This is a genomic window from Roseibium marinum (assembly GCF_002906165.1).
In the GTDB taxonomy this organism is placed as follows: domain Bacteria; phylum Pseudomonadota; class Alphaproteobacteria; order Rhizobiales; family Stappiaceae; genus Roseibium; species Roseibium marinum.
In genome coordinates this window covers 654,774-677,798 of sequence record NZ_PPCN01000001.1, presented here as the reverse complement: position 1 = coordinate 677,798, position 23,025 = coordinate 654,774, and the positions used below count along the sequence as shown (strand labels likewise).

Here is a 23,025-nt window from a genome sequence, read left to right as displayed (position 1 = left end):
CGGGAAGGGCATGGCTGGAGAGACACCGGCAGACACCGCCGCCGTCCCGGCCTCGAGCCGGGACCTCCTCGGCGTGCCCTCAAGGCGAGGCCCCGGCGCAAGGCCGGGGCGGCGGAGCGTATGCGGCGGCAGGGAGACAGTGTGTCAGGCAAGGTCTGGTCCCACCCCGGCGCGGTCATCCCCGGCTCGACCGGGGATCCAATCCACCGCCCCGTACATCCGGAAAGCAGGAAAGGGCACGGCACGGCCGCAGCACCTGCGCCAAAACCGCAACGCTCCGCGAACGAGTGGATCCCCGGTCAGGCCGGGGATGACCCGGGAGGATGCTACCCTCCCCCATATCCAAAACATCGGGAAGGGCATCGCTGGACCTCGGAGCCTACGCTTGGCTGGAGAGACACCGGCAAACACCGCCGCCGTCCCGGACTTGATCCGGGACCTCTTCGGCGTGCCTCCAAGGCAAGGCCCCGGCGCAAGGCCGGGGCGGCGTGGGAAATGAACCCGGGTCGAGAAAGGCTGCCGTTCGCCACCGCCTCCCGGCACATGCCGCCGCACGGAGACCGGCGATGAGTTCCCTGCCCTCCCCCGGTACGTTCCGCGTGGAGCCGGTGCGCTATGCGGAGCTGTGCGTGACGTCCAATTTCACCTTCCTGACGGGCGCCTCCCATCCGGAGGAACTGGTGACGCGGGCGGCGGCGCTGGGGCTGGAGGCGATTGCCATTACCGACCGCAATTCGCTGGCCGGGGTGGTGCGGGCGTTTTCGGCGCTGAAGGAGATCAAACGCGCGGCGGCGGAGGAAGGTGTGCCCGTGCGCTCGCATGCACAGACCGACCCGTCCTCCCGTCAGGTCACGACCGCCGGACCGCCGCTTGCCCTGGCCCTGCCCGCGCCGCAAGACCCGGCAAGAGCCCCTTCCGAAGCCGCCACCAGTGCCGCCTGTGAGGCTACCACCGCGACCACGCTCCGCGCGGCCTCGAAATCCGTCCCCCTGAAGCTGCCCAGGCTGATCGTCGGCGCGCGGCTGGTGCTGCGCGACAGTCCGGTGGAGTGGGTGGCGCTGCCGAGCGACCGGGCGGCCTATGAACGGCTCAGCCAGTTGCTGACCCTCGGCAAGCGGCGGGCGGAAAAGGGCGACTGCCATCTGGATTTCGCCGATCTTGTGAACGCCGCCGCCGGGCTGATCCTGATCGCGCTGCCGCGGGTATCCGGTCCCGTGCATGAATTTTGTGAGACGGCTAAGAATCATATCCGCCGGTTGCGCGAAGCCGTCCCGGGGCATGTCTTTCTGGGCGCCGCGCCGCGCTATGACGGCTCGGACCAGGCGTGGTTCCGAGCCTGCGCCCGGGCCGCTCACTCTCTGGCCACGCCGATGGTCGCCGTCGGCGACGTGCTGATGCACCATGCCGGGCGGCGGCGGCTGGCCGACGTGCTGACCTGCCTGCGCGAAGGCTGCGGCATCGATCAGATCGGCACCCGCGCCCTGCCCAACGGCGAGCGTCGGCTGAAATCGCCGGCCGACATGGCCCGGCTCTACCGCCACCACCCGGCGGCGCTGCGGCGCAGCATCGAGATCGCCACCCGCTGCAGCTTCGACCTGTCGGAGCTTTCCTATGAATATCCGGACGAGGTCACCGGCGCCGAAAGCCCGCAGGAGCGGCTGGAACGGCTGACGCGGGAGGGCCTGGAGCGGCGCTACCCGCAGGGCGTTCCGGCAAGCGCCGAGACGCTGGCGCAAAAGGAACTGGCGCTGATCCGCAAACTGAAATTCGCCGCCTATTTCCTCACCGTGCACGACATCATCCAGTTCGCCCGCAGCCGGCACATCCTGTGCCAGGGGCGCGGCTCGGCCGCCAATTCGATCATCTGCTACGCGCTCGGCATCACCGATGTGGGGCCGGAGACGATCACCATGGTCTCCGAGCGCTTCATCTCCGAGCACCGGGGCGAGCCGCCGGACATCGATGTCGATTTCGAGCATGAGCGCCGCGAGGAAGTGATCCAGTATATCTACGCGCGCTATGGCCGCCACCGGGCGGGGCTGTGCGCCACCGTCATCCATTTCCGCTCGCGCGCGGCGATCCGCGAAGTCGGCAAGGTGATGGGGCTGAACGCCGATGTCACCGCCGCGCTCACCGGGCAGATCTGGGGCAGCTCGAACACGGGCCCGGAGGAGAGCCGGGCGAAGGAAATCGGCCTCGACCTCGCCAATCCGCGCGTCATCCAGACCATCGAGCTGATCCGCGAGATCATCGGCTTTCCGCGTCATCTCAGCCAGCATGTCGGCGGCTTCGTGATCACGCAGGGGCGGCTCGACGCGCTGTGCCCGATCGAGAACGCCGCCATGGAAAACCGCACGGTGATCGAATGGGACAAGGACGACATCGACGCGCTCGGCATTCTCAAGGTCGATGTTCTCAGCCTCGGCATGCTGACCTGCATCCGCAAGTGTTTCAACCTGCTGAAGGACCATCACGACCGCGAGCTGACGCTGGCGAGCGTGCCGCAGCACGACACGCCCACCTATGACATGCTGTGCGTGGCCGATGCGGTCGGCGTCTTTCAGGTGGAAAGCCGGGCGCAGATGAACTTCCTGCCGCGCATGCGCCCGCGCGAATTCTACGATCTGGTCATCGAGGTGGCGATCGTGCGGCCCGGGCCGATCCAGGGCGGCATGGTGCACCCCTATATCAACCGCCGCCAGGGCCGCGAGGACGTCGTCTTTCCCTCGAAGGAACTGGAGGAGGTGCTCGGCAAGACGCTCGGCGTGCCGCTGTTCCAGGAACAGGCGATGCAGATCGCCGTGGTCGCCGCCGGGTTCACCCCGTCGGAGGCGGACAAGCTGCGCCGCTCCATGGCAACCTTCCGGCGCATGGGCACCATCGGCCAATTGAAGGAAAAATTCATCACCGGCATGCTGGAGCGCGGCTACCAATTGGAGTTCGCGCAGAACTGCTTCGGCCAGATCGAGGGCTTCGGCGAATACGGCTTTCCGGAAAGCCACGCGGCGGCCTTCGCCATGCTCGCCTATGTCTCGGCCTATCTGAAATGCCACTTCCCGGCGGAGTTCGCCTGCGCGCTGCTCAACTCCCAGCCGATGGGCTTTTACGCCCCGGCGCAGATCGTGCGCGACGCCCGCGATCACCAGGTGGAGGTGCGGCCCGTGTGCGTCAACACCAGTTCCTGGGACTGCACGCTGGAGCGGCGCGGCGACGGCGCGCTGGCGCTCAGGCTCGGCTTTCGCCAGATCAAGGGCCTGCGCGAGGAAGACGCCTCCTGGATCGTTGCGGCGCGCGGCAACGGCTATCCGGACCCGGAATCTTTATGGCTGCGCACCGGCGTCGCGCCGGCAACGCTGGAACGCCTCGCGGAGGCCGACGCCTTCGCCGGCATGGGGCTGAGCCGCCGCGCGGCCCTGTGGCAGGTGAAGACCATCCGCAGCCCGAAGCCGCTGCCGCTCTTCAACGACCCGATAGACGGCGAGGCGATCTTCGAGCCGCAGGTCACCCTGCCGGCCATGCATCTGGGCCAGGAGGTGGTGGAGGATTATCTCTCGACGCGCCTGACCCTGCGCGCTCACCCGATGGAGCTGCTGCGTCCGCATATCCCCGGCCTGACCCCGCACGACCGGCTGGCCGTGCTCTCTCCGCGCGAGGCGCGCCGCGTCTCCGTCTGCGGGCTTGTGATCACCCGCCAGCGGCCGGGCACGGCGTCAGGCGTGATCTTCCTGACGCTGGAGGACGAGACCGGCGTTTCCAACGTGGTCGTCTGGCCGAAAATTTACGAAAAATACCGCCCCACCGTCCTCGGCGGCCGCCTCGTCAAGGTCACCGGCCGCCTGGAACGCGAGGGCCAGGTCGTGCACCTGATCGCCGACACCATAGAAGACCGCTCCGCCGACCTCTCCCTGCTCGGCCACCCGAACGGCAACGTGCTGGGACAAACGACAACCAAGACCGACGACGTCCCCGCCCACATGAAACCACCGCCAGCTCCGCGACTCCGGGCGATGCATCCGCGGGATCAGGCGAAGAGGCTGTTTCCGAGCCGGGATTTTCATTGAGGGGGAGAGATGCGACCAATAAGAAACTATTCAAACGAGTATCGAGAGTATAACGGGCTAGTCAAATGGACACACGCACGCCGGAACAACGTCGGCGCATCATGCAATCGGTGCAGACTAAAAACACCGGACCGGAAATGGTTGTCCGTCAACTGTTGCACAGCCACGGTTACCGCTACCGCTTACACCGCAAAGATTTGCCTGGGAGGCCCGACATCGTTTTTGCCTCCAAACGCAAAGCAATCTTCGTGCATGGCTGTTTCTGGCATGGTCACAACTGCGACAAAGGCAAACTCCCCAAATCTAAACTTGAATACTGGACACCCAAGATCGCTGCGAACAAAGCACGCGACGCCAAGAACGTGGCAGAGCTCGAAGCCAAAGGATGGAAAGTTCTCGTCATTTGGCAGTGCGAGCTCCCCGACAACCAAACGCTTTGGCTTAAACTGAAAGATTTTATGGAGAGCTGAAAAAAGCGATCGACACTATTTGAAGCGCCTGTTAAATTCGAGAATCAAGACTCAACAAGGAAATACAACATGAGACCAATCGGCATCGACCTATTTGCAGGAGCAGGAGGATTGAGCCTCGGCTTCGAACAAGCAGGTTTCGATGTAAAGGCAGCAGTCGAAATAGATCCCGTTCACTGCGCAGTCCATGAATTCAATTTTCCTAACACAAAGGTAATTTCTGAGTCGGTTGAAACACTAACGGGCAAAAAAATCCGAAAACTAGCGGGCATCGAAGGTAAACCCATCGATTGTGTATTCGGTGGAGCACCCTGCCAGGGATTTTCACTCATCGGTCATAGAGCCCTGGAGGACCCTCGAAACAAACTCGTCGGTCACTTCGTGAAATTAGTAAAGCAATTAGACTCAAAATGCTTTGTCTTTGAAAACGTAAAAGGTCTCACGGTTGGTAAGCACAAATCTTTTTTGGACGAACTAGTACATGAATTCGATCAAGCTGGATATGAATGCCGGTTGAAGTGGCAAGTCCTCAATGCAGCTCACTTCGGCACCCCCCAATCTAGAGAACGTTTTATCCTTCTCGGTGCAAAAAAAGGAAAAACAGTTCCCGACTACCCGCAACCCATCACCAATATATCCGGCCGTCCCAAATTCGATCCGGAACTTGATTATGGCCCATCGTGCCATGAAGCCATTGGAGACCTTCCAGATGCAGATCGGTTTGAATCTCTTACAGAAAGCGATGCAGTAAAAACTTCTCGCTTCAATGAACCGTCAGCGTATGCTGCCGAACTTCGTTGCCTAACAAACGATCCTTGGCATTTCGGATATCCGCGACAATGGGAACCCGGCCTACTCACATCTAGTGCGCGCACCCAACACACTGAAATCTCCCGCCGTCGCTTCCGCGAAACAGAAGAGGGGAAGGTCGAACCAATTAGCCGGTTTTTCAAACTTCCAAGCGATGGGGTATCGAACACTTTGCGCGCAGGAACCGACGGAGCGAGAGGAGCATTCACAAGCCCGCGTCCAATCCATTATCGTTATCCTCGGTGCATCACAGTAAGAGAAATGGCGCGATTACACGGCTTCCCCGATTGGTTCAGGCTTCACGCAACGAAATGGCACGGGGCCAGACAAATCGGTAACGCCGTGCCTCCACCGATGGCTAGAGCGATTGCCGAGAAAGTAATTGAAGCTCTCGGCGTCGCACAAAACAAACCAGAAAAGTCATTGAAACTTGGCAACCCCCGGCTTCTAACCCTGACCCTATCGGAGGCTTCTGCAAGTTACGGTATAAATCCACCACCAAGCAGGCGGGATCGTAAGAGCGGTGCAAAAAAACGTAAGCAGGAAGAGATTGAAGTCGAACTGAACGCACTCAGGGTGGCAAATGGCTAAAGCAGAAAATCGGTATTCAGTACTAATTGAAAAGATATTCTTCGATCGGTATTTCGAAGGAGCAAAAGAATTAGAATTCGCCCGACAAGACATCGAAGAATCAGCGAGCGAACTGAAAATCGGACTACCTAAAAACTTGGGAGATGTCCTTTATTCATTTCGATTTCGTACTGCCTTGCCGGACAATATAGAGAACACTCAACCGGAAGGGATGGAATGGGTCATCGAGCTCGCAGGGCGTGCTGTATATCGTTTTAGGTTGGTTAAAATCAACCGCATTCTTCCGCGCAGCGATCTCATAACAATCAACATTCCCGATGCTACTCCTGAAATCATACGGGCCTATGCGCTTGACGATGAACAAGCGTTGCTAGCAATTGTTCGATACAATCGACTAATCGATACTTTCCTAGGACTCACCACTTACAGTCTACAGAATCATCTTCGTACGACAGTAAAAGGTATCGGGCAGATTGAGATCGACGAACTCTACGTCGGTCTGGACAAGCATGGTTGTCAGTACGTCATCCCGGTACAAGCCAAGGGTGGCAAAGATCAAATAGGAATTGTTCAGACAACTCAAGATATTAGGTTTGTTGAAGAAAAATTTACGGGTATGCGTTGCAGAGCAATTGCGGCACAGTTTATGTCGGACAAAATTGTTGCACTATTCGAACTGACGCTTCTGGAAGACGAAATTAAAGTTGTTGAAGAAAGACACTATAAGCTCGTGCCCGCTAATAAAATTGACCAAAACGCAATCCGCAATTATCGCCTCTAACAAAAAACCTCATTTATTCTGGTCTCATTCGCAAGGTGGTTGGACATTTTCCAGACTCGTCACCCGAAACTCGCCTGAAAACTCGTCGCTGTCAGCGCCACATGTGCCTCCAGCGGCGGGCGCAGTTCGAAGGCTTTGGGGGTGCGGGCGAATTCGTAGAGGCGGAAGAGATACCAGTCGTCGCGGCGGGCCTCCGCCACCTCCAGTTCGTTGCGGGAAATGTGGAAGGGCGTGCGTTCCCAGCCGTTGGTGGTCTTGACCTCGATCAGGCGGTCGCAGCCCTCCGGTGTGAAGCTTGAAATGTCGTAGCCCGCGCCGTCGCCGTCTTCCTTGGACACCCAGACGACTTTCCCGGCAAGATCGTCGCGGCCCTGCCGCAGCAACTGGCCGCGTTCATGGTGATACACCAGTTCCTCGCCCGCTTGGCCCAGCGCCCGGTTGCGCTCGTCGCGGCCGGCGACGTCGAAGCGTCGGGCGACGGCGATCAGCTTTTCGGTTTCCTCTGGGGGCGGTGCGTTTTGGAGTGTCGGCGCAACGCCGACGAACACGGCTGGAGGCTCCTCGGCTCTGTGCGACTGCATCCCATTGAGTGCGGTTTCCCATTCCGGATGCCGCGCCAGCCAGCGAGACACGGCTTCCGCAAGCGCCATCTGGAAATTGAACCGGGGCAGATAGCCCTTGATGGTCAGCACGCCAAGCCCCATAGCTGCGGCCGAGACATTGCAAAGCTTGAATTCGATCGAGCCTCGGCTGCGCCCGATCTGCTCCTGCAACAGGCGGTTATGGGCGGCCTTGTTGTAGGATTGACCGGACAGCTCATCGCCGAGCATGGCGAAATAAGCCGCGACAACGGCGTCGTTTTCCGTATCTGACCAATCGCCTGAACTCATGCGCGCCAGGGTAGTGCGGTCCGGCGGTTGTGTCATGCGGGAATTGCAGCGCTACCTGACCCCACCCAAAAGCAATATGGCGGCCTCAGCCCCCTGAACGGCCGGTCGGGGTTTGCCCGCCAGGCGCGCAGGAGGTCGTTTCGGGCGCTTCGGCTCTTTCAGGGATCAAGCCAATGGCTTAAGAAAGAATTCTTCAGCTTTTCCAGCGGGTAGAGAGAAACATGGAAAAACGCAGACTGGGCGCAAACGGACCGGAAATAGCCGCGATCGGCTATGGGGCGATGTCCTTTTCCGACATGTACGGGCCGACGAACGAGACCGAAAGCCACGCGATTCTCGATGCCTGCCGCGACCTTGGCGTCACGCATCTGGACACGGCAAATGTCTACGGCATGGGCAAATCGGAAAACGCCATCGGGACCTATCTGAAAGCCAATCCGGGCGCGCGGGACGAATTCGTTATCGCGACAAAGGCCACGATCACCCGCGATGCTGACGGCAACCGCGGCTATGACAATTCGGCTGAGCACCTTGAAACCGAACTGGACAAATCGTTGCAAAGGCTCGGCCTGGAGTGTGTGGACCTCTTCTACGCCCATCGCCGCGATCCGCGCTTCACCCCGGAGGAAACGGCAGCCAATCTTGGCCGGCTGGTCGAAAAGGGCAAGGCCCGCGCGATCGGTCTTTCGGAAGTCGCGCCCTCGACCCTGCGGCGCGCCATGAAAGCCTTCCCCGTCGCCGCCGTTCAATCGGAATATTCGCTCTCCACGCGGGCGCCCGATCTCGGACTGGTGCAGGCCTGCGCCGAACTCGGTGTCGCCATGGTGGCCTTCTCGCCCCTGGGCCGCTCGCTGCTGACGGACACCCCGATCGCGCGCGAGCGGATCGCCGGTCTGCCGTTCCTCGCTGCGAACCCGCGTTTCACGGAGCCGAACCTGAGCGAAAACTTGCGCATCATGGAAGGCTTCCGCAAGCTCGCGGCAGAGATGGGCACGACGGCGGCAGGGCTGGCGAATGCCTGGCTGCTGAGCCGCGGACCGCATGTCATCCCGATCCCGGGGACGCGCTCGGTGGATCACCTGCGCGAGTGCATCTCGGGCGCAGCCCTCAGCCTCACGGCAGAGGATCTGGAGCGGATCGAGGCCGTGCTGCCGGTCGGCTGGACCCACGGCGACAGGTACTCGGATGCGCAATGGGCCGGCCCCGAGCGGTATTGCTGACAGCTTCCCGCCGTCAGCTTGCCATGTACTCCGACGGCGGGCGCATGTGGCGCAACGCCGACGGACCGACCTGTTGCTGCAGCTACCGACGTTGGCGGGACGGCTGAACACCATCCGGTCCTGCGGCGAGCGGTGAGGTGGATTGGATCCCCGTTCGGGGGCGGGGATGACGCCCGGAGGGAGAGATGCGCGCGGTGTTGGAGATCCCTGCTTTCGGCAATACTCCTCGCGGCTTGCTCCCTTCTCCCCCCTTGAGGGGGAGATGTCTCCGACAGGAGACAGAGGGGGGTGACGGCCTCTCGAAGTGACACGGCTTTCCCCGAATTTGCGGCGGCGTTCCCCCCCCCTCTGCCCGTTTCACGGACATCTCCCCCTCAAGGGGGGAGAGGGGAGCAAGCGGATGGATTTGCTGGTGTCGTCGGGGTTTAGAGCGTGGGGCGGCGTCAGGCCCCCACCGCGCCTCGCCCCTTTACGGTCAAGCCATAAATCCCGCGGTCGACGCGTTCGAACCAGCCGTAGTGATCGTCGGCCATCATGCGGGTGGCGCGGGTGACGCCGGTTGCCTTGGCAACGTCAGCCCCGCGGCTGGGGCCGTTGGTATGAAGATGTTCGGCGCAGCGGATCGCGTCCTGGCGGTAGGCGGTGACCAGCGTCACCCGGGTCGAGCCGCCGGTGTTGGGGTCGCCGACGCGGCGGGAAAATTCGCGCAGCAGGCGGGCCTTGCGAGGTTTGGACTTGCGCGGTGCGTAGGACGCCGGGTCGAGGGGAACTTCAACGTGCCCGTCGGCAAGGCGGACCACGATCACGCCCAGGCCCAGCCGCCGGGCGAGTTTGAGGTTGTTCTTGAGGCTTGCCAGAAACCGCTTGCCCGGCCCCCGCGCGACCGCGACATAGACCGCATCGGTGATCGACTGACGGTCGACGGCCTGGTGAAACAGGCTCAGGGTGAAGCCGGTCTTCAATTCGACGATCACCGGATCCCCGCCCTCGCGGCAGGCGACGATGTCGGCAGCGCCGACCTCGGCCTTGACCTCATAGCCCTGCCCCTCGAGGAAGGTCTTGACCGGCAGGTAGAGTTCGGTTTCCAGAATGCGTCCCATGCCGGGAGTTTAGGCAGGACAAAAAACCTCGACAATCGGCAAACAGCCGCCGTTGGAAACGGTCCACGGTTTCCGGGCCGCAGGGAAGGATCCGTATTCCCGTTCGGTGGGAAGGGAAGGACCGTGACGATCCGTGCCACACGCTCATGCCAGGCCGTGTGGAGGACCCTCGGGTCCGACTTGAAGGATGGGCGCTTGGATCTTGAGTTTGCCGTCCATCCTTCGAGACAGCGCTTGCGCGCTTCCTCAGGATGAGGTTGTGGTGTGCGGCATGCCCCTCGAAAAACGCGTGCCGGCCGTCTCACCCCGGCTATAGCCGATCGAATGCGGATGATTTCTCCCGATTACCCCACGCGCACATTCATTCTGCAATCATCTGACCGGTCGGTGGCGGTGCCGATGCCTGATTTTCACGCAACCGTGAGCGCGCTTTATCGCCTCCGCACGGGCTCCAACTCGGAAATCGCCACAAAGGCGCTATAATTTCCTATGGGAGCACACAGAGAGTTTCAAGGACCCGGGCCGGCACAGGCCGCCGGCCGCCATTCGTCTGACAGGAGAGATCTTGATGACCACCGACCTCCTCACCCGCCGCAGCCTGCTTGCCACCGGTGGCGTTATCCTGGGCGCCGCTCTGGTGACGGCAGCCTCCGGGCTTGTTGTGCCCGCGCGGGCGGCGGGGCTGGCGCCGACGCGGTCGATGCGCGGTGGGGCCAACAATTATCTGCCCGGCGCCCCCATCGTGGAGCGGATCGGCAGCGGCGGGTTCCGGATGACCGGCACCGTCCGCCGTGCGGGCGACGGCGCGCCGCTGGCCGGGCAGCGCATCCAGATGTGGGCACATACCACTGAAGGGCACGAGCGCGACAAACGCAGCCACGGGGCGACGCTGACGGACGCCAACGGCGTCTTTTACATGGACATGCCGCAGATCGTTCCGGCCTTCGGCCAGCCGCACGGACATCTTGCCTATGACAGCGGCGACTTCGAGACTGTCTTCCTGCGCCCGGTGATGTCGAGCGCGAAGGACACCGCCCTTGAAGCCCATTTCGTCCTGCAGCCTGCCTGAGCGGGGAATGCCGACAGCCACGCGCCGGGCCCGTGCCGTCCTGATCTGGGCCGCGCTTGCAGCAGCGCTCCTCGTGCCGTTGGCCGCGGCAGCGGCAAGCCCGCTGCTGCAATGGCGCCAGCCGGTTTATATCGCCGCCGGCTTCGCCGGGATAATCGCGATGGCCCTGCTGCTGCTCCAGCCGCTGCTGGCGGGCGGATATCTACCGGGCCTCGCCGGTCCGCGCGGGCGGCGTATCCACCGCTGGACCGGCGGCCTGCTGGTGGCGGTGGTGATCGTCCATGTCGCCGGGCTGTGGATCACCAGCCCGCCGGACGTGATCGACGCGCTCCTGTTCCGCTCGCCGACGCCGTTCTCCGTCTGGGGCGTGATCGCCATGTGGGCGGTGTTCGCCGCTGCAGTGCTCGCCATTTTCCGCCGCCGCCTGCGCCCGCGCGTCTGGCGGCCCGCTCATACGGCCCTGGCGGTGGCAATCGTCACCGGCAGCGTGGTCCATGCGCTGCTGATCGAGGGCACGATGGAGACGCTGTCGAAGGCCGGGCTGTGCGCGCTGGTCGTGGCGGCGACCGTGAAGGTGGCGGCGGATCTCAAGGTCTGGGCAGCACGTGGGCCACGTCGGGGGACGTGACGGGTCCCTCGCCACCGGTCCCCTTCAGGATGACGATTGCATTGCATTGCGGCCCACCGCTGGTGTTCCGGCACATGCGGATCCGGGCGCTCTTGCCGCGTTTCGCTGATTTATTGAAACCACCTTTGAAAACAATCAGCTAACCGGAATGCGCAGCAACAACGTCATGTGTGTGACGTCCGGCACAGGCGCGCGCGGGACGGGTCCGGCATACTGTGCCTGACAATGAAGTCGAGCGCCGCGCTTCACGAGGGTGTGAATGCGTCGCGGATCCCAAAATTCGGTTTTCGAAAGGTAAGTAACGTGGGAAACGACGCAACGAACCGGCGAAAGGCAATGGAACTCGGAGCGCCGGAAGCGGAAACGCTCATAGCTACGGTTCCGAAACTGGCGCGCCTGCTTTCAAGGGACCAGGTCGCGCAGGTGCAAAGGGTGCTCGACGCGGCCGTTCTCAATCCGCTTTACGAAGATGCCTACAGAAACGCCATGAAGGCCGCGGTGATTTCGCGCGCCGGGAACCTTGTGTTGCGTGACCGGGCGAAAGAACGGAAGGCACGCAGGATACTTGACAAGCGGGTGCATGTGTCGAGAAGCGACGGCTGCATCCGGGTCGATCACAACAAGATGCTGACGGCGGATGCGCTTGTCCCGCGCAGCAACAATCCGGATGAGGCCGACTATCTTGTGCGCGTGCGACAGACCCTCGAATCGAAGGGGATCTGGCTGCGACTGGGCCAGCCCTGGAACGCGCAGGGAAACACTCCCACGGAATGGGAATTCTGGTTCTCGCTCGGTTACGACGGCGACACCATCAAGACCGACGATGCGCTCATCGACCGGGAGGAATTGCTCGATACGACGATGCTGGGCGCAGGCTACTACAGGTCCGTGCTGACGGGACATGTGCAGACGAAGCTCAAGCGCGCGTTCGAGCGTTTCGACACCCAGTATGACAACGGCTGGTCCATGCACATGGACTTGATGAGGGACCGTCACAGTGCGGCGCCGGGTGTTGCGAAGGTGTCCGACTGGCTGGGCGGAGCGACTTTTCCCGCCACTTCGATCTGGAACCGTCCGCACAAGCTGAGAATGAAGGCGTGGGAGGCAAATGCCGGCGGAGACGTGATCAAGGCGCAGGTGTACCTGCTGGCCGCCGCGCATGGTGTCGAATACAACGCACAACTTCTTGCGGATTATGTCAGCGACACGATCGGTGGCGCCGAAACGGCCGTCAAGATTTTGAAAGTGGCCAAAACCAGCGGCCAGGTGGCCGAAGGCGTATTGCTGGTTGTCGGGGTCGGAGCCGGCATCAAGGCCCTGCGCGTGGCCGGCAGCAAGGCGATAAGCCAGGAAGTCAGGTACGACGCTGCCGAAAAGCTTGTCCGCGACTACGCCAGGAAGGAAGGTATTTCCCAGGCCGAGCTCAAGATGGTCCGCTATGTTCCGCAACCGAGGGGAACCGTGCTTGGCAACATCAAGGGCGGGCACAGCGCGGGTTATGGCACCGGGCCTCACAGTTGGCCGTGACCGCAACCTCATACCAATCGTTGTTGACAGGAAACAGCCTGCACAACCGCCATGAGCGGCCGCGTGCCGCCTGAAGCTCCCGGCGGATGGCGGGAGGCCGGCCGGTCCCGCCGAACGAACGAAAGCCCGGCCGGCCGGAGCGGCAGGTCAGCCTGGATTGGACCGCTTCGCGCCAAGGCGAAGTTGCCTGACGCGAAAACGATTTGCGGTTCTCCCGGCGATCGTCTCGCATCGCCGCTCTCGAGCGTGTCGCGTTAAATTGAATTCAGGAAATCGCCCGAACGCATTCGCAATGCAAACGCTGCCTCGGGCGTCTTCCTAAATCCATGAATCCACTTAACCGCAACACGCTCTAGGTGTTTAGTACCAGAACCCCTCCTTCCGCCAGATCGTGAAATGGCCGCGCACCGGCGGGGACGGGGTGCCGCCGAGGATGGTGAACTCACGGCCGCCGTTCAGGCCCTTGCCGCCGGTCTCTTTCAGGGTGACATACTCGTTGCATTGCGGGCCGCCGCTGGAGCTCTGGCACATGTCGATCTGGGCGCTCTTGTCGTCGATCAGTTTCCAGACCCAGTCGACCAGCGCCACATGGCCGTTCCAGACCATGAAGTCGAGCGGTCTGACCTCCTTGATGTCGTCGATGTTGATCTTGGCGACATGCTTCGGATAGTTCTTCGGCGCGACGCCGTGATATTTGTCCCACTCGCCGGTATGGATCAGGAAATTGGCGACGAAGCCGATGCAGTCCATGCCGAAGAAACGGTCCTGGACCATTTCCTGCAGCGCGGCGCGGTCGGACATCTTGTCGAAATAGATCTGCTTGATCTTGCCCTTTCCCTCGACGTCCTTGGAGCCGTCCTTGTTGGCCCGGCCGCAGACCTCGACCTTGTATTTGTCGAGCAGGTCCTTGTTCTTCAGCATGAAGTTCCAGATCTTGACGAAGGTCTTGTCGTTTCCCTGGCCCTTGAGCGCCAGATCGATCGCGCTGCCGCCGACGTGCTGGTTCAGGTTGATGCCGTCCGCGTCCTTGACCCAGCGGAAATTCTTGAAAAAACTGGTCGCACTGTCATTGCCGCCATTGCCGCGGTCCTTGCACAGATACTGGTTCAGTCTGACCGGCCCGGCACTGGTCTGCAGGCCCGGGTTGATGAGACGGTCGACATATTCATAAGGCAGGAAAAAGGATTCAGCCACATTCATTCTCCTTCAATCGGGCCCTCAAAGGACCTGTCGGATGGCAGGGTGCCCGGCGTCTGACAGTCAGCAACCGGCGACCCAAAATGCGATGCGCATGGGGAGCCTGTCTGTTTTGCAGATCACAGAATGCTGTTATTCCCGCCGTGCGCGGGATCGCGGAGCCGCGGGACCGGTGCAAGCGCGGACATCCGCGCGGCCGTCACCTCTTCCCGGTCTCTCTGCCTCACATCCCCGCCACCATCTCCCGAAACGCCTCCAGCCACAGCAGTTCCGCGGCCTCCTGCCGCGATACCCACTTTCGCCGCCGGTGGCTTTCCTCCCAGGCCTCGCCCTCCAGCACCTTGGTCACCTCCATCGCAAAGACCGTGACCTTGCAGGGCGCACCCCATTTTTCGTAGGTGAAATGGCCGAGCGGGATCTCCTCGATCTCGCCTTCGATGCCCGCCTCTTCGCGTGCCTCGACCCCGGCCGAGGCGGCGGGGGTGAGGCCGGGGTCGACGATGCCCTTGGGGACGGTCCAGTGGCGGCCGCTGGAGGAGCCGACGATGAGGATCTGCCTGCCATCCGGCGTGCGGCGGAACGGGATGACGGCGGACTGGCGGTAGTAATAGGCCGGGCGCTCTCGGCGGCCCGCACCGTCCGGGGCGGGATAGGGGAAGAGATCGGGCAGTGTTTGCGGGTCGGTGCGTGCAAGGAGACGGGTGTGGCCCGGTGTGTGCGACAGCCGGAGGAGGACGCCGGGGGCAAGCCCGCAATGGCGATCTGGACGGAGGTCGGATTGCGGACCGAAGGGCAGTCCTTCGATCAGGGTGCGCAGCGTGCCGGGAAGCGCGACAAGAAGCGGGCACTGGCTGGCGGACAGATCGGGCAGGGCTCCGCTGGCGAGGGCGGCGGAGGTCTCGATATCGCGGGCGGTCCAGCCGGCAGCCTTCAGCGCCTTTTCCGCGGTGACGCGGGCGCGTTGGCTGCCATCGGTCAGGACACGGTCCGGGCGCAGGTCTTCCCGCCCCAGAAAAGCGCCGATCTTCTGCGCCTGGCGCTTGCCTTTGGTGCGCAGCGGGCGGCTGGCCGGCGCGCCATCCCAAGATTTTACGCCCGCGCCGGCACCGAGGACAAGCACATCCACTTCCGTCTCCCTTGCGAGTTGCGGGCACACCCGCATCGTTGCCAAGGATCATAGCGAGGCGTCAGAGGGTTGTCACAAGGGGTGAAACGCGGGCGGTGCCGGCGTGTCCAGCCGGTATTTCAGGAAACCTGCGCCCTCATGATCGGTCTTGCCAATGAACCGCGCGCCCAGTCTCTTGAGCGCGCCGAGGTTCCTGCGCGAGGGTGGCAGCAGGAAGGTCACGAAGGGAATGCGCGCGTCGGCGGCGGCGAACGCGAGTGCCTTTCGGGTGATCCATGTACCGAGACCGAAGGCATCCGGCCTCAGAACCAGCCCGAATTCCCATTCCTCGCCCTCTTTCTGGAAGCCGCCCCAGCCGACATAGCGGCCGGCGGACAGAAACGCCCAGTGCCCAAGCCCGTCGCGATGCCAGCAGGCTTCCTTGGAGGCGACGAATTTTTTGATGGCGTCCCGGTCCCATGTAAAATTCAACAGCGGCATATGCTCGGCGACGCGCGGGTCGGACATATGGGTCATCAGCTCGTCCGCCGGGATCTCCGGCAGGCGGGCGAAGGTGATGTGCCGTTGCGAACGGGCGGACATGGACATGCGTCTCCTGGAATTTCCCGGCGCCATTTGCACATGAAAACGGCCCGCCCGATCAAGAGGGAAGAGACTCCGGGCGATCAAGACTGCGTGTGCGCGGCGGCGCGGACATCTGCCCCTCCCGGCATCTCTCATCCGGCCGGCACGTGGGCGCAAAGTCTGTTCGCCGGGTTCGCGGAGGCGGGCATTGGGGCGGATCGCCGATCCCGCCTCGCTGTTTGCGGATACCGGATGGGAACGAACCGGCGCGCGCGCCGTTATTCCCTCAGATCCAGAAGCGAAAAGGAGGATCAGATGAGCGACGACAAGACCACCATGAGCCCGCAACAGCGCAAGCAAGCCGAGGCCGAAGCGGCCCGGATCAAGCGCGTCGCGGAAAAGACCACCACGGGCGGACAGCTCGGAGGCACATACTTCGGCCAGGAACCGGATGAGGGCATGGCGCCGGCGAAAAAGAGTGCCGACAACGACAGCTGAACGACCGGAAACGCCGCGGGCGGTTGCGCCCGCCCGCGCGTCTTCCACACGACTGCATGGGCTTTTGGCCTCTCCATGCTCGGGCGTGCGTTCGGCCTGTTTTTCTATGAGCGGGCGCGGGATCTCTCTGGCGTTAAGACCCCGTTTACCATAATGATGTTTTTTCAAATTCAGGTCGCGTATTCGATTTATCCCTTATCCGGTCCCTTATGGCCCCCTTCTTGCGTCAAACACCGCTCTTGAAACCGGAGTTGCGAGGCGCTGAGGAAAGGACGTTCAATTGGTGTCACATCTGAGCCGCCGCAGTTTGATTGCCGGCATTCCGCTGCTGCTGGCCGCGTGCCAAGGCCGCAAGAGCGCGCCGATCTCGGCCGGGCTGGCAACACTGGCGGACGGAACGCCGGATTACGCCACGGCCTATGCGCCCGTCACCGACGGCGGCTTCTCGCTGCCGGGCATCCAGTATCAGAATTTCGATCCTAAATTTCTGCGCCAGGTGGTGGTCTATCCCTCGCGCCATCCGGCCGGGACCATCGTCGTCGACCCGCAGCAGAAATACCTCTACCTGATCCAGCCAGGCGGCCGGGCGATCCGCTACGGAATCGGCGTCGGACGGGCAGGGTTTTCCTGGAACGGCGAGGCGGAAATCCGCTTCAAGCGGGAATGGCCGAAGTGGTTCCCGCCCGACGAGATGATCGAACGCGACCCGAGCCTTGCCAAATATGACGACGGCCAGGAAGGCGGACCGCGCAATCCGATCGGCGCCCGGGGGCTGTACCTGTGGCAGGGCAATCAGGACACGCTCTATCGCATCCACAGCACCAACCAGCCCTCCAGCATCGGCACCAATGCCTCCAGCGGCTGCATCCGCATGTGGCACCAGGACATCATCGACCTCTATGACCGCGTCGACGTCGGCGCCACGGTGATCGTGCTCGGGTAGAGGTTTTTCCGTCTCCGCGCCACGCCGGCTTTGAGCCGGGCAGCGCGGAGAGTGAGGTTCGGCATCGCGCTATTCCGCCACCTCGCCAGAACATTCCCCCGGCCGAACAATCCCCATTGCCACAACGCGTCAATTAAGCTACATCTTTTTTGTTATGTTATAACATTTAGATTCTTTGACGCGAAGCGTCCTCTTCAACATCCTGGAAAGGTTCACAACCATGCGAATGCTGATCGGCACGCTGGCTCTCACGCTGGCGATCGTGACAATACTGCCCGCCACCGCACAGACCCAAAAAAGCCCTAAGGCCGGCGAAACCGCGGCCCACAGCCACGACAAGGAGATCTACAAGGGCTATTTCAAGGATGAGCAGATCCGGGCCCGCGAGCTGTCCGACTGGGAAGGGGACTGGCAATCCGTCTACCCCCACCTGCAGGACGGCACGCTAGATACGGTCCTGCAACATAAGGCGGAGCATGGCGACAAGACCGTGGAGGAGTACCGCGCCTATTACGAGATCGGCTACCGGACCGACGTCAACCGCATTGTCATCGGCGGCGATGAAGTCACCTACCAAAAGGACGGGGAAAGCGTTACGGGGCAATATGCCGCCGACGGCTACGAGATCCTGACCTACAAGAAGGGCAACCGCGGTGTACGCTTCATCTTCTCAAAGACCGGCGGCGACGCCGGGGCGCCGCAGGTTATCCAGTTCAGCGATCACCGTATCGCACCGGCGAGAGCCGACCACTATCATCTTTACTGGGGAGACGACCGTGCGGCCCTTCTGGAAGAACTGACAAACTGGCCAACCTATTATCCCGCCTCGCTTAGCGGCCAGCAGATCATCCACGAGATGACGGCCCATTGATCAAAAACCATCCGGTGCGCCGATGGCGCACCGGTCCCGGCTCCCCTTGAGCCACATCAACGCCCGCGCGCGCTCCGCCAACTACGCTTCCTTACGAATTTTTCCAAAACGCAGGGAGTTTCGCACATGGCCATATCAGACTGGACCGCATTCGTAGACCAGACCGACGCGCGCATGGCAGAGGTCCGCAAGAGTATGCCGGACGTCGCCAAGGGCTTCGGTGCGCTGGCGGCGGCGGCGACCAAACCGGGGGCGCTCGACGCGAAGACCAAGGAGTTGATCGCGCTCGCCATCGGCATCACCGCGCGCTGCGACGGATGCCTGGCCTATCATGCCCGCGCAGCCCCGCGGCACGGCGCCCGTCGCGAGGAGATCCTCGAGGTCATCGGTGTCGCGGTCTATATGGGCGGCGGGCCGTCGATGATCTATGGCGCCGAAGCGCTGGCCGCCTTCGACGGACTTGCGGAAACGTCTGGCGCCTGACGCGGCAGGGGCTGATAGTCCAGGGCGTAGATTCTAATTACAGCCGTCGCGCGCCCAGATGCCCAGCGCCTCCTTGAAGAGGCCGCCGAGGGGATGCTGTTGGGGCACCGTCCGCGTTTTGTCGGCCACGTAGTTTTGCGCCTGTTCGCACAGGTTCGACTGTTCCCATTGATGGCAGGACGCGCATGTCTTGTCCTTCCAGACCGCCTCCGGGAGGCCCTCTATCGGCGGGAACCGCGGAAAGCCGGTGATGAGTTCCGCAATGCTGCGGGTCGCGATCTCCGGATCGCCTACGCCGAGTGGCGCGTTGAACGCCACAGTCTCCGGTGGACCGGAACCGGCTTCCTCGGACGCCTGCGGCTCGGGTGCGGCGGCGACGGGCGCTTCGGCAACCGGGTCGGTGCCCGGTCCGCTCTCCACGATGGTCTGAAGTTCAAGACGCGCGAGTTCCGCGAAGGCTCCTTCGGGAAAGGCGTCCAGATATTTCCGGTAGGCCTCGGCCGTTCCCGATTGACGGGCCTGCTCGATCAGGTCGCGTTCGGACTGGACGGGATCGACGGGTTCCGCCTTCGGCGCTTCGGCCTGCGGGGCGCTCTCCTCCACCTGCAGTTCCTGCGACATGAGTTCCTGCAGAAGCGCGCGCGCTTCGTGTGTGTAGGGGTTTGCGGGACTTGCGCGCAGGAAAAGGAGCACTTGAACGGGATCGCGGCTGAGCCGCACGGAGTCCCAAAGCTGGCGCGTCTGGATTTCTTCCGCGGAAAGCACCACGGCCGGCACGAACTGGAAGTCGACGGTCAGGGAAGACGTGTCCCACGGCGTCTGGTTTCCGTCTGTCGCCTCAAGCACCTCGACGCGCACATCCTTGAACAGCACCTCGATCGGCACGCCGGGTGTGGAGAGCCGCCGCGCGAGCGCTTCGGTGAAGGGGCTGTTCGATCCGCCGCCGTCGACGGCGATCTCGCCCGGGGCGGTCGAATAGGCAAGAAAAGTCCCCGTCGGCGCCTTCATCTCGGCAAGACCGTTGTCGCTCAGGTCGGGGATCGTCGCGAAGGGATTGTTCCGGCAGGCGTCGAGAATGACGATGTTCGTCTGATTGCGGGCGGAGAACATCTGCCGGAGCACGGCGTTCGCCGGAACGCCGACAAGGCTCAGATCGGCGGCATCCCGGAGCTCTATATCAACAGGCAGAAGGTAATTCGAGCCAAAGGACTGCACCCCGTGCCCGGCGTAATAGAACAACCCCGTCGCATCGTCCCCGGCTTCGCGGAGCTTGCGGCCGAAATCCGAAATCGCCCGGATCAGTTGATCCTGCGTGGCTTCGGTGATCAGCGTGACGTCAAAGCCCACCTGGCGAAGGGATTGCGCCATCAGGGCCGCGTCATTGACGGGATTGTCCAGGGCTGTGACATTGCTGTAAGCCCCGTTGCCGATGACCAGCGCCAGACGCGCCTCTGCATTCGCCCGAAGCGGAACGAGCATCGTCATCAGCAGCAAAAAAGCCGCGACAAGGACTACGGGGGACCGGCGTATGCAGAGGTTATTCGACAACGACAAACTCGATACGGCGGTTGCGGCGTTTGCCGTCAGCAGTCCCGTTCGGGGCCACGGGGCGCGCTTCTCCATATCCGACGCTCACGATCCGGTCCGCGGGTATATTCTTCAGGGTCAGGTATTGTTTCACCGCCGCCGCGCGGCGCTCGGACAAACGAATGTTCGCAGCAGCGCTTCCGTCGCTGTCCGTGTGACCGCCAATCTCGATGACAAGCCCCGGACAGCGCGAGATGATGTCGCTGAGACTGTTCAGCAGCGGTTCGCTGCGTGCGTCGAGGCGCGCGCTCCCGCTTCCGAAATAGATGTTGCCCGTTCGCGACAGGATCTCGAACCGGCCCTTGCACGCTTCGATGTCGAAATCGCCCTCCGGTTCCAGCGCCTTGGCGGCGGCGGCCTGCGGGGCTGGCTGGGTGGCTGGCTGCGTGGCCGGTTGCGGGGTGGATGAAGCCGCCGTCTGCGCACCGGGCCCTTCTCCGCCATTGCGGGAAAACACGAAGTCGAAGGACACCGTCGCGGAAGGAACGATCACCACGTCCGCGGCTTCCTCCAGTTTCTGGATTCCACCGTCGAGGCCGAAGTCGGAAGCCGCCACGGAGATAGGCGCCGTCGTCGAAACCGCGACAAGGTCATCGCTCATGATCGTTACCGCGACCTCGGTTTCCAGCGTCTTGGAAAGACCGTGAAGCGACAGCGTGTAGGTCAGCGGAATGATCTTGCGCTTGAGGGCGGGCAGATCGGTCAGCAGCGATTGATCGATCCGGGTGGTGATGACGACTTCGGGAAACTGGAACGTCTCGAAGAACAGAAACCGCATGCGGACGTTTCTGAGATCGATCTTGGTATCGATCGAATCAAGAAAGATCCGGATGCTCGCGGCACCGCTTTCATCGATCGTTCCCGCGAAATCGGCAAAACCGCTTGATTCGACCTTGGTGAGATTCTTGACCGACTGGAACCGGAGCGACGACGCCTCGGGCTGAAGCGTCCAACCTCGTTCGAAGAAGTTCTCCTGTGCTCCCGCCGGCGATGACAGCAGCAACAGGGCAGCAAGAATTGCAAGCGTCAGTTCCGGTAAAACGGACCGCGCGAAGTTCATCTTCGAATCCTTTTTCTTCCCCATGAGCCCTTACGGCTTCACCCATTTATCCGATATGTCATCCAAATGTTGCAAAGTTGCAAGTTCAAAGCAACTTACCGGGACCAGGAGCCGTTGATGTGCATGAAATAGCATGAGCCGATCCGGTTGCCACGCACGACAGCCTGACCTGACAAATGTCACGGCATGGATTGCAGGGTCAAGCCCAGCGATGACGGGGCGATTTCGAAGTGTCTGCGATTCTCAAGTCAGCACTACTCTCAACAGAGTTGATAGCGAAATTGGCTTTGCCTGCTGTCTGGGCGGACAGATAGCCCCCTATCGCACGGTTTCCGGCAACTCTTCGATGGAACGGGCAAAAACCGGGCGAGGCATCAAGCTGCGGCTTGCCATCAACACACTAATATATTAATACATCAATTATCGGGAGGGAGGAACTTCCCGCGATTTTGCCTGGAGGACATCATGAAACTCATCAGCGCCGCCATTCTTGCGGCTTCCGTATCGTCGCTGGCCACCATCGCCCACGCCGAAATATTCACCATTCAGACCTCGTTCAACGCGGGTGACTTTTCCACCCAGTACCTGACGGAAACCTGGTTGCCGAAAATCGCCGAAATGACCGAAGGACGGGTCGAGATCCAGCTGACGCCGAACGGCTCCGTCGTGCCGGCGCGCGAAACGCCGGACGCGGTCGCCGCGGGCGTGCTGGACGGTGACTTCACCTCCGTCAACTATTTCGCCGGACTGGAGCCCGCCTACGCCATCATGGGCGATCTGATCTCCGGCTACGACACGCCCGAGCAGATGCTCGCCTTTTGCAAGGACGGCGGCGGCGAGGCCGTGATGCAGAAAGCGGCCGACGCGGTCACCGGCGGGGAAGTGCATGTGATCGCCTGCGGCCCCTATTCGCGCGAAGCGCTGCCCGCCCGCGTGCCGATCCGGACCTTCGAGGATCTCGCCGGCAAGAAAATCCGTTCGCCGGAGGGCCTGGCCGCGGCCGTTTTCAAGGCCGCCGGCGCCTCGCCGCTGTCGATCCCGTTCTCCGAAGTCTACGGCGCGCTTGAAAAAGGCATCGTCGACGCGGCCGATGCCTCGGCCTATGTGAACAATGACGCGACCGGCCTGCATGACGTTGCCCCCTACCCGCTTTATCCGGGCATCCACTCCATGCCGTCGATGCAGTTCACCCTCAACACCGAAAAATGGGACTCCCTTTCCGAAGCGGACCAGACGGCCCTGCGGGACTGGTGGTACGAGGCGATGTTCGCCATGGCGGCCGAGGTCACCAAAAAGGACACCGAACTTGCCGCGCGCGATACCGCCGGGGAAAAGATCGAGGTGATCGACTGGGCCCAGGCGGACCGGGACAAGCTGCGCAAGGTCGCCCGCCAGCAGTGGGAAGACTACGCGCGGAAGTCGGATCTGGCCAAGGAAGCGCTCGACGCGCATATCGCCTACATGACGGAAATCGGGCTGTTCGGCAATTAAGCCCTTTGTTGCGGCCCGCGCCATGATCCATGGTGCGGGTCTTGTTATTCTTCTCACA

20 protein-coding genes are annotated in these 23,025 nt (G+C 62.2%); 13 read left to right on the top strand and 7 right to left on the bottom strand.

The genetic code is table 11. The features are described 5' to 3' along the window. Positions 1 to 566 precede the first annotated feature (566 nt). From CLV41_RS03150 to CLV41_RS03135, 4 genes are all read left to right on the top strand, one after another. Complete coding sequence (locus tag CLV41_RS03150) at positions 567 to 4,061, top strand: error-prone DNA polymerase (protein ID WP_103220796.1); 3,495 nt, start codon at positions 567 to 569, stop codon at positions 4,059 to 4,061. Between the two features lie 65 nt (positions 4,062 to 4,126). Next, positions 4,127 to 4,531 carry a very short patch repair endonuclease gene (locus CLV41_RS03145; RefSeq protein WP_103220795.1) on the top strand — a complete coding sequence of 135 codons (405 nt, stop codon included), beginning with the start codon at positions 4,127 to 4,129 and terminating at the stop codon, positions 4,529 to 4,531. A gap of 69 nt (positions 4,532 to 4,600) precedes the next feature. Next, entirely contained in the window at positions 4,601 to 5,932 is a 1,332-nt protein-coding gene (locus CLV41_RS03140; RefSeq protein ID WP_103220794.1) for a DNA cytosine methyltransferase, read from the top strand. Continuing rightward, positions 5,925 to 6,713, top strand: a complete 789-nt coding sequence (locus CLV41_RS03135) for an endonuclease (RefSeq protein WP_103220793.1) — start codon at positions 5,925 to 5,927, stop codon at positions 6,711 to 6,713. Before CLV41_RS03140 ends, CLV41_RS03135 begins: the two co-directional genes overlap by 8 nt. 59 nt (positions 6,714 to 6,772) lie before the next feature. Here CLV41_RS03135 and CLV41_RS03130 read toward each other — a convergent pair whose 3' ends face one another. Continuing rightward, on the bottom strand, positions 6,773 to 7,639 hold the full coding sequence (locus CLV41_RS03130; protein ID WP_235867042.1) for a DUF3883 domain-containing protein: 867 nt from the start codon (positions 7,637 to 7,639) through the stop codon (positions 6,773 to 6,775). A gap of 185 nt (positions 7,640 to 7,824) precedes the next feature. On the opposite strand from CLV41_RS03130, the gene CLV41_RS03125 reads away from it, so the two are divergent. Further along, positions 7,825 to 8,823: an aldo/keto reductase gene (locus CLV41_RS03125; protein ID WP_103220792.1), complete on the top strand. Its 999-nt coding sequence runs from the start codon at positions 7,825 to 7,827 to the stop codon at positions 8,821 to 8,823. Positions 8,824 to 9,266: 443 nt separating this feature from the next. Here CLV41_RS03125 and CLV41_RS03120 read toward each other — a convergent pair whose 3' ends face one another. Further along, a complete protein-coding gene (locus CLV41_RS03120) occupies positions 9,267 to 9,923 on the bottom strand; it encodes a DUF2161 domain-containing phosphodiesterase (protein ID WP_208987240.1) in 657 nt (218 codons plus the stop codon). A 568-nt stretch (positions 9,924 to 10,491) separates the two neighbouring features. On the opposite strand from CLV41_RS03120, the gene CLV41_RS03115 reads away from it, so the two are divergent. The 3 genes from CLV41_RS03115 to CLV41_RS03105 all read left to right on the top strand — a co-directional run bounded on the left by CLV41_RS03115 (position 10,492) and on the right by CLV41_RS03105 (position 13,147). Next, positions 10,492 to 10,992, top strand: coding sequence for a peptidase associated/transthyretin-like domain-containing protein (locus CLV41_RS03115; protein ID WP_103220791.1), 501 nt, complete (start codon positions 10,492 to 10,494; stop codon positions 10,990 to 10,992). A gap of 7 nt (positions 10,993 to 10,999) precedes the next feature. Then, positions 11,000 to 11,620, top strand: coding sequence for a ferric reductase-like transmembrane domain-containing protein (locus CLV41_RS03110; protein ID WP_103220790.1), 621 nt, complete (start codon positions 11,000 to 11,002; stop codon positions 11,618 to 11,620). Between the two features lie 336 nt (positions 11,621 to 11,956). After that, the gene (locus tag CLV41_RS03105; RefSeq protein ID WP_103220789.1) at positions 11,957 to 13,147 is read left to right on the top strand and encodes a hypothetical protein; all 1,191 of its coding nucleotides are present in this window, start codon (positions 11,957 to 11,959) and stop codon (positions 13,145 to 13,147) included. 360 nt (positions 13,148 to 13,507) lie between these two features. Here CLV41_RS03105 and CLV41_RS03100 read toward each other — a convergent pair whose 3' ends face one another. From CLV41_RS03100 to CLV41_RS03090, 3 genes are all read right to left on the bottom strand, one after another. Beyond that, positions 13,508 to 14,341, bottom strand: a complete 834-nt coding sequence (locus tag CLV41_RS03100) for a hypothetical protein (protein ID WP_146048486.1) — start codon at positions 14,339 to 14,341, stop codon at positions 13,508 to 13,510. Positions 14,342 to 14,567: 226 nt separating this feature from the next. Then, positions 14,568 to 15,500 (bottom strand): NUDIX hydrolase, encoded by a 933-nt coding sequence (locus CLV41_RS03095; RefSeq protein ID WP_170107102.1) that lies wholly within the window; start codon positions 15,498 to 15,500, stop codon positions 14,568 to 14,570. Between the two features lie 42 nt (positions 15,501 to 15,542). After that, positions 15,543 to 16,052 carry a GNAT family N-acetyltransferase gene (locus CLV41_RS03090; RefSeq protein ID WP_103221500.1) on the bottom strand — a complete coding sequence of 170 codons (510 nt, stop codon included), beginning with the start codon at positions 16,050 to 16,052 and terminating at the stop codon, positions 15,543 to 15,545. 297 nt (positions 16,053 to 16,349) lie between these two features. On the opposite strand from CLV41_RS03090, the gene CLV41_RS27415 reads away from it, so the two are divergent. From CLV41_RS27415 to CLV41_RS03070, 4 genes are all read left to right on the top strand, one after another. Beyond that, positions 16,350 to 16,532: a hypothetical protein gene (locus tag CLV41_RS27415; RefSeq protein ID WP_146048484.1), complete on the top strand. Its 183-nt coding sequence runs from the start codon at positions 16,350 to 16,352 to the stop codon at positions 16,530 to 16,532. 280 nt (positions 16,533 to 16,812) lie between these two features. Then, on the top strand, positions 16,813 to 17,475 hold the full coding sequence (locus CLV41_RS03080; RefSeq protein ID WP_103220785.1) for a L,D-transpeptidase: 663 nt from the start codon (positions 16,813 to 16,815) through the stop codon (positions 17,473 to 17,475). Positions 17,476 to 17,695: 220 nt separating this feature from the next. Next, complete coding sequence (locus CLV41_RS03075; RefSeq protein ID WP_103220784.1) at positions 17,696 to 18,346, top strand: ZinT family metal-binding protein; 651 nt, start codon at positions 17,696 to 17,698, stop codon at positions 18,344 to 18,346. 126 nt (positions 18,347 to 18,472) lie between these two features. Next, on the top strand, positions 18,473 to 18,829 hold the full coding sequence (locus tag CLV41_RS03070; RefSeq protein ID WP_103220783.1) for a carboxymuconolactone decarboxylase family protein: 357 nt from the start codon (positions 18,473 to 18,475) through the stop codon (positions 18,827 to 18,829). 33 nt (positions 18,830 to 18,862) lie between these two features. On the opposite strand, the gene CLV41_RS03065 is transcribed toward CLV41_RS03070, so the two are convergent. Together CLV41_RS03065 and CLV41_RS03060 are read right to left on the bottom strand one after the other, a co-directional pair. Further along, a complete protein-coding gene (locus CLV41_RS03065) occupies positions 18,863 to 20,308 on the bottom strand; it encodes a caspase family protein (RefSeq protein WP_208987239.1) in 1,446 nt (481 codons plus the stop codon). A 58-nt stretch (positions 20,309 to 20,366) separates the two neighbouring features. Next, positions 20,367 to 21,476 (bottom strand): OmpA family protein, encoded by a 1,110-nt coding sequence (locus CLV41_RS03060; protein WP_103221498.1) that lies wholly within the window; start codon positions 21,474 to 21,476, stop codon positions 20,367 to 20,369. Between the two features lie 465 nt (positions 21,477 to 21,941). Here CLV41_RS03060 and dctP point away from each other — a divergent pair, with 465 nt between their 5' ends. Next, positions 21,942 to 22,967 carry a TRAP transporter substrate-binding protein DctP gene (gene dctP, locus CLV41_RS03055; protein ID WP_103220782.1) on the top strand — a complete coding sequence of 342 codons (1,026 nt, stop codon included), beginning with the start codon at positions 21,942 to 21,944 and terminating at the stop codon, positions 22,965 to 22,967. The last annotated feature ends 58 nt before the right edge of the window (positions 22,968 to 23,025 follow it).

Coding starts and splice junctions, on each gene's coding strand:
- CLV41_RS03070 (WP_103220783.1), top strand. CDS start 18,473: ATGGCCATATCAGACTGGACCGCATTCGTAGACCAGACCGACGCGCGC.
- dctP (WP_103220782.1), top strand. CDS start 21,942: ATGAAACTCATCAGCGCCGCCATTCTTGCGGCTTCCGTATCGTCGCTG.
- CLV41_RS03150 (WP_103220796.1), top strand. CDS start 567: ATGAGTTCCCTGCCCTCCCCCGGTACGTTCCGCGTGGAGCCGGTGCGC.
- CLV41_RS03105 (WP_103220789.1), top strand. CDS start 11,957: ATGGAACTCGGAGCGCCGGAAGCGGAAACGCTCATAGCTACGGTTCCG.
- CLV41_RS03135 (WP_103220793.1), top strand. CDS start 5,925: ATGGCTAAAGCAGAAAATCGGTATTCAGTACTAATTGAAAAGATATTC.
- CLV41_RS03145 (WP_103220795.1), top strand. CDS start 4,127: ATGGACACACGCACGCCGGAACAACGTCGGCGCATCATGCAATCGGTG.
- CLV41_RS27415 (WP_146048484.1), top strand. CDS start 16,350: ATGAGCGACGACAAGACCACCATGAGCCCGCAACAGCGCAAGCAAGCC.
- CLV41_RS03115 (WP_103220791.1), top strand. CDS start 10,492: ATGACCACCGACCTCCTCACCCGCCGCAGCCTGCTTGCCACCGGTGGC.
- CLV41_RS03065 (WP_208987239.1), bottom strand. CDS start 20,308: ATGCTCGTTCCGCTTCGGGCGAATGCAGAGGCGCGTCTGGCGCTGGTC.
- CLV41_RS03060 (WP_103221498.1), bottom strand. CDS start 21,476: ATGAACTTCGCGCGGTCCGTTTTACCGGAACTGACGCTTGCAATTCTT.
- CLV41_RS03130 (WP_235867042.1), bottom strand. CDS start 7,639: ATGACACAACCGCCGGACCGCACTACCCTGGCGCGCATGAGTTCAGGC.
- CLV41_RS03090 (WP_103221500.1), bottom strand. CDS start 16,052: ATGTCCGCCCGTTCGCAACGGCACATCACCTTCGCCCGCCTGCCGGAG.
- CLV41_RS03140 (WP_103220794.1), top strand. CDS start 4,601: ATGAGACCAATCGGCATCGACCTATTTGCAGGAGCAGGAGGATTGAGC.
- CLV41_RS03120 (WP_208987240.1), bottom strand. CDS start 9,923: ATGGGACGCATTCTGGAAACCGAACTCTACCTGCCGGTCAAGACCTTC.
- CLV41_RS03075 (WP_103220784.1), top strand. CDS start 17,696: ATGCGAATGCTGATCGGCACGCTGGCTCTCACGCTGGCGATCGTGACA.
- CLV41_RS03125 (WP_103220792.1), top strand. CDS start 7,825: ATGGAAAAACGCAGACTGGGCGCAAACGGACCGGAAATAGCCGCGATC.
- CLV41_RS03110 (WP_103220790.1), top strand. CDS start 11,000: ATGCCGACAGCCACGCGCCGGGCCCGTGCCGTCCTGATCTGGGCCGCG.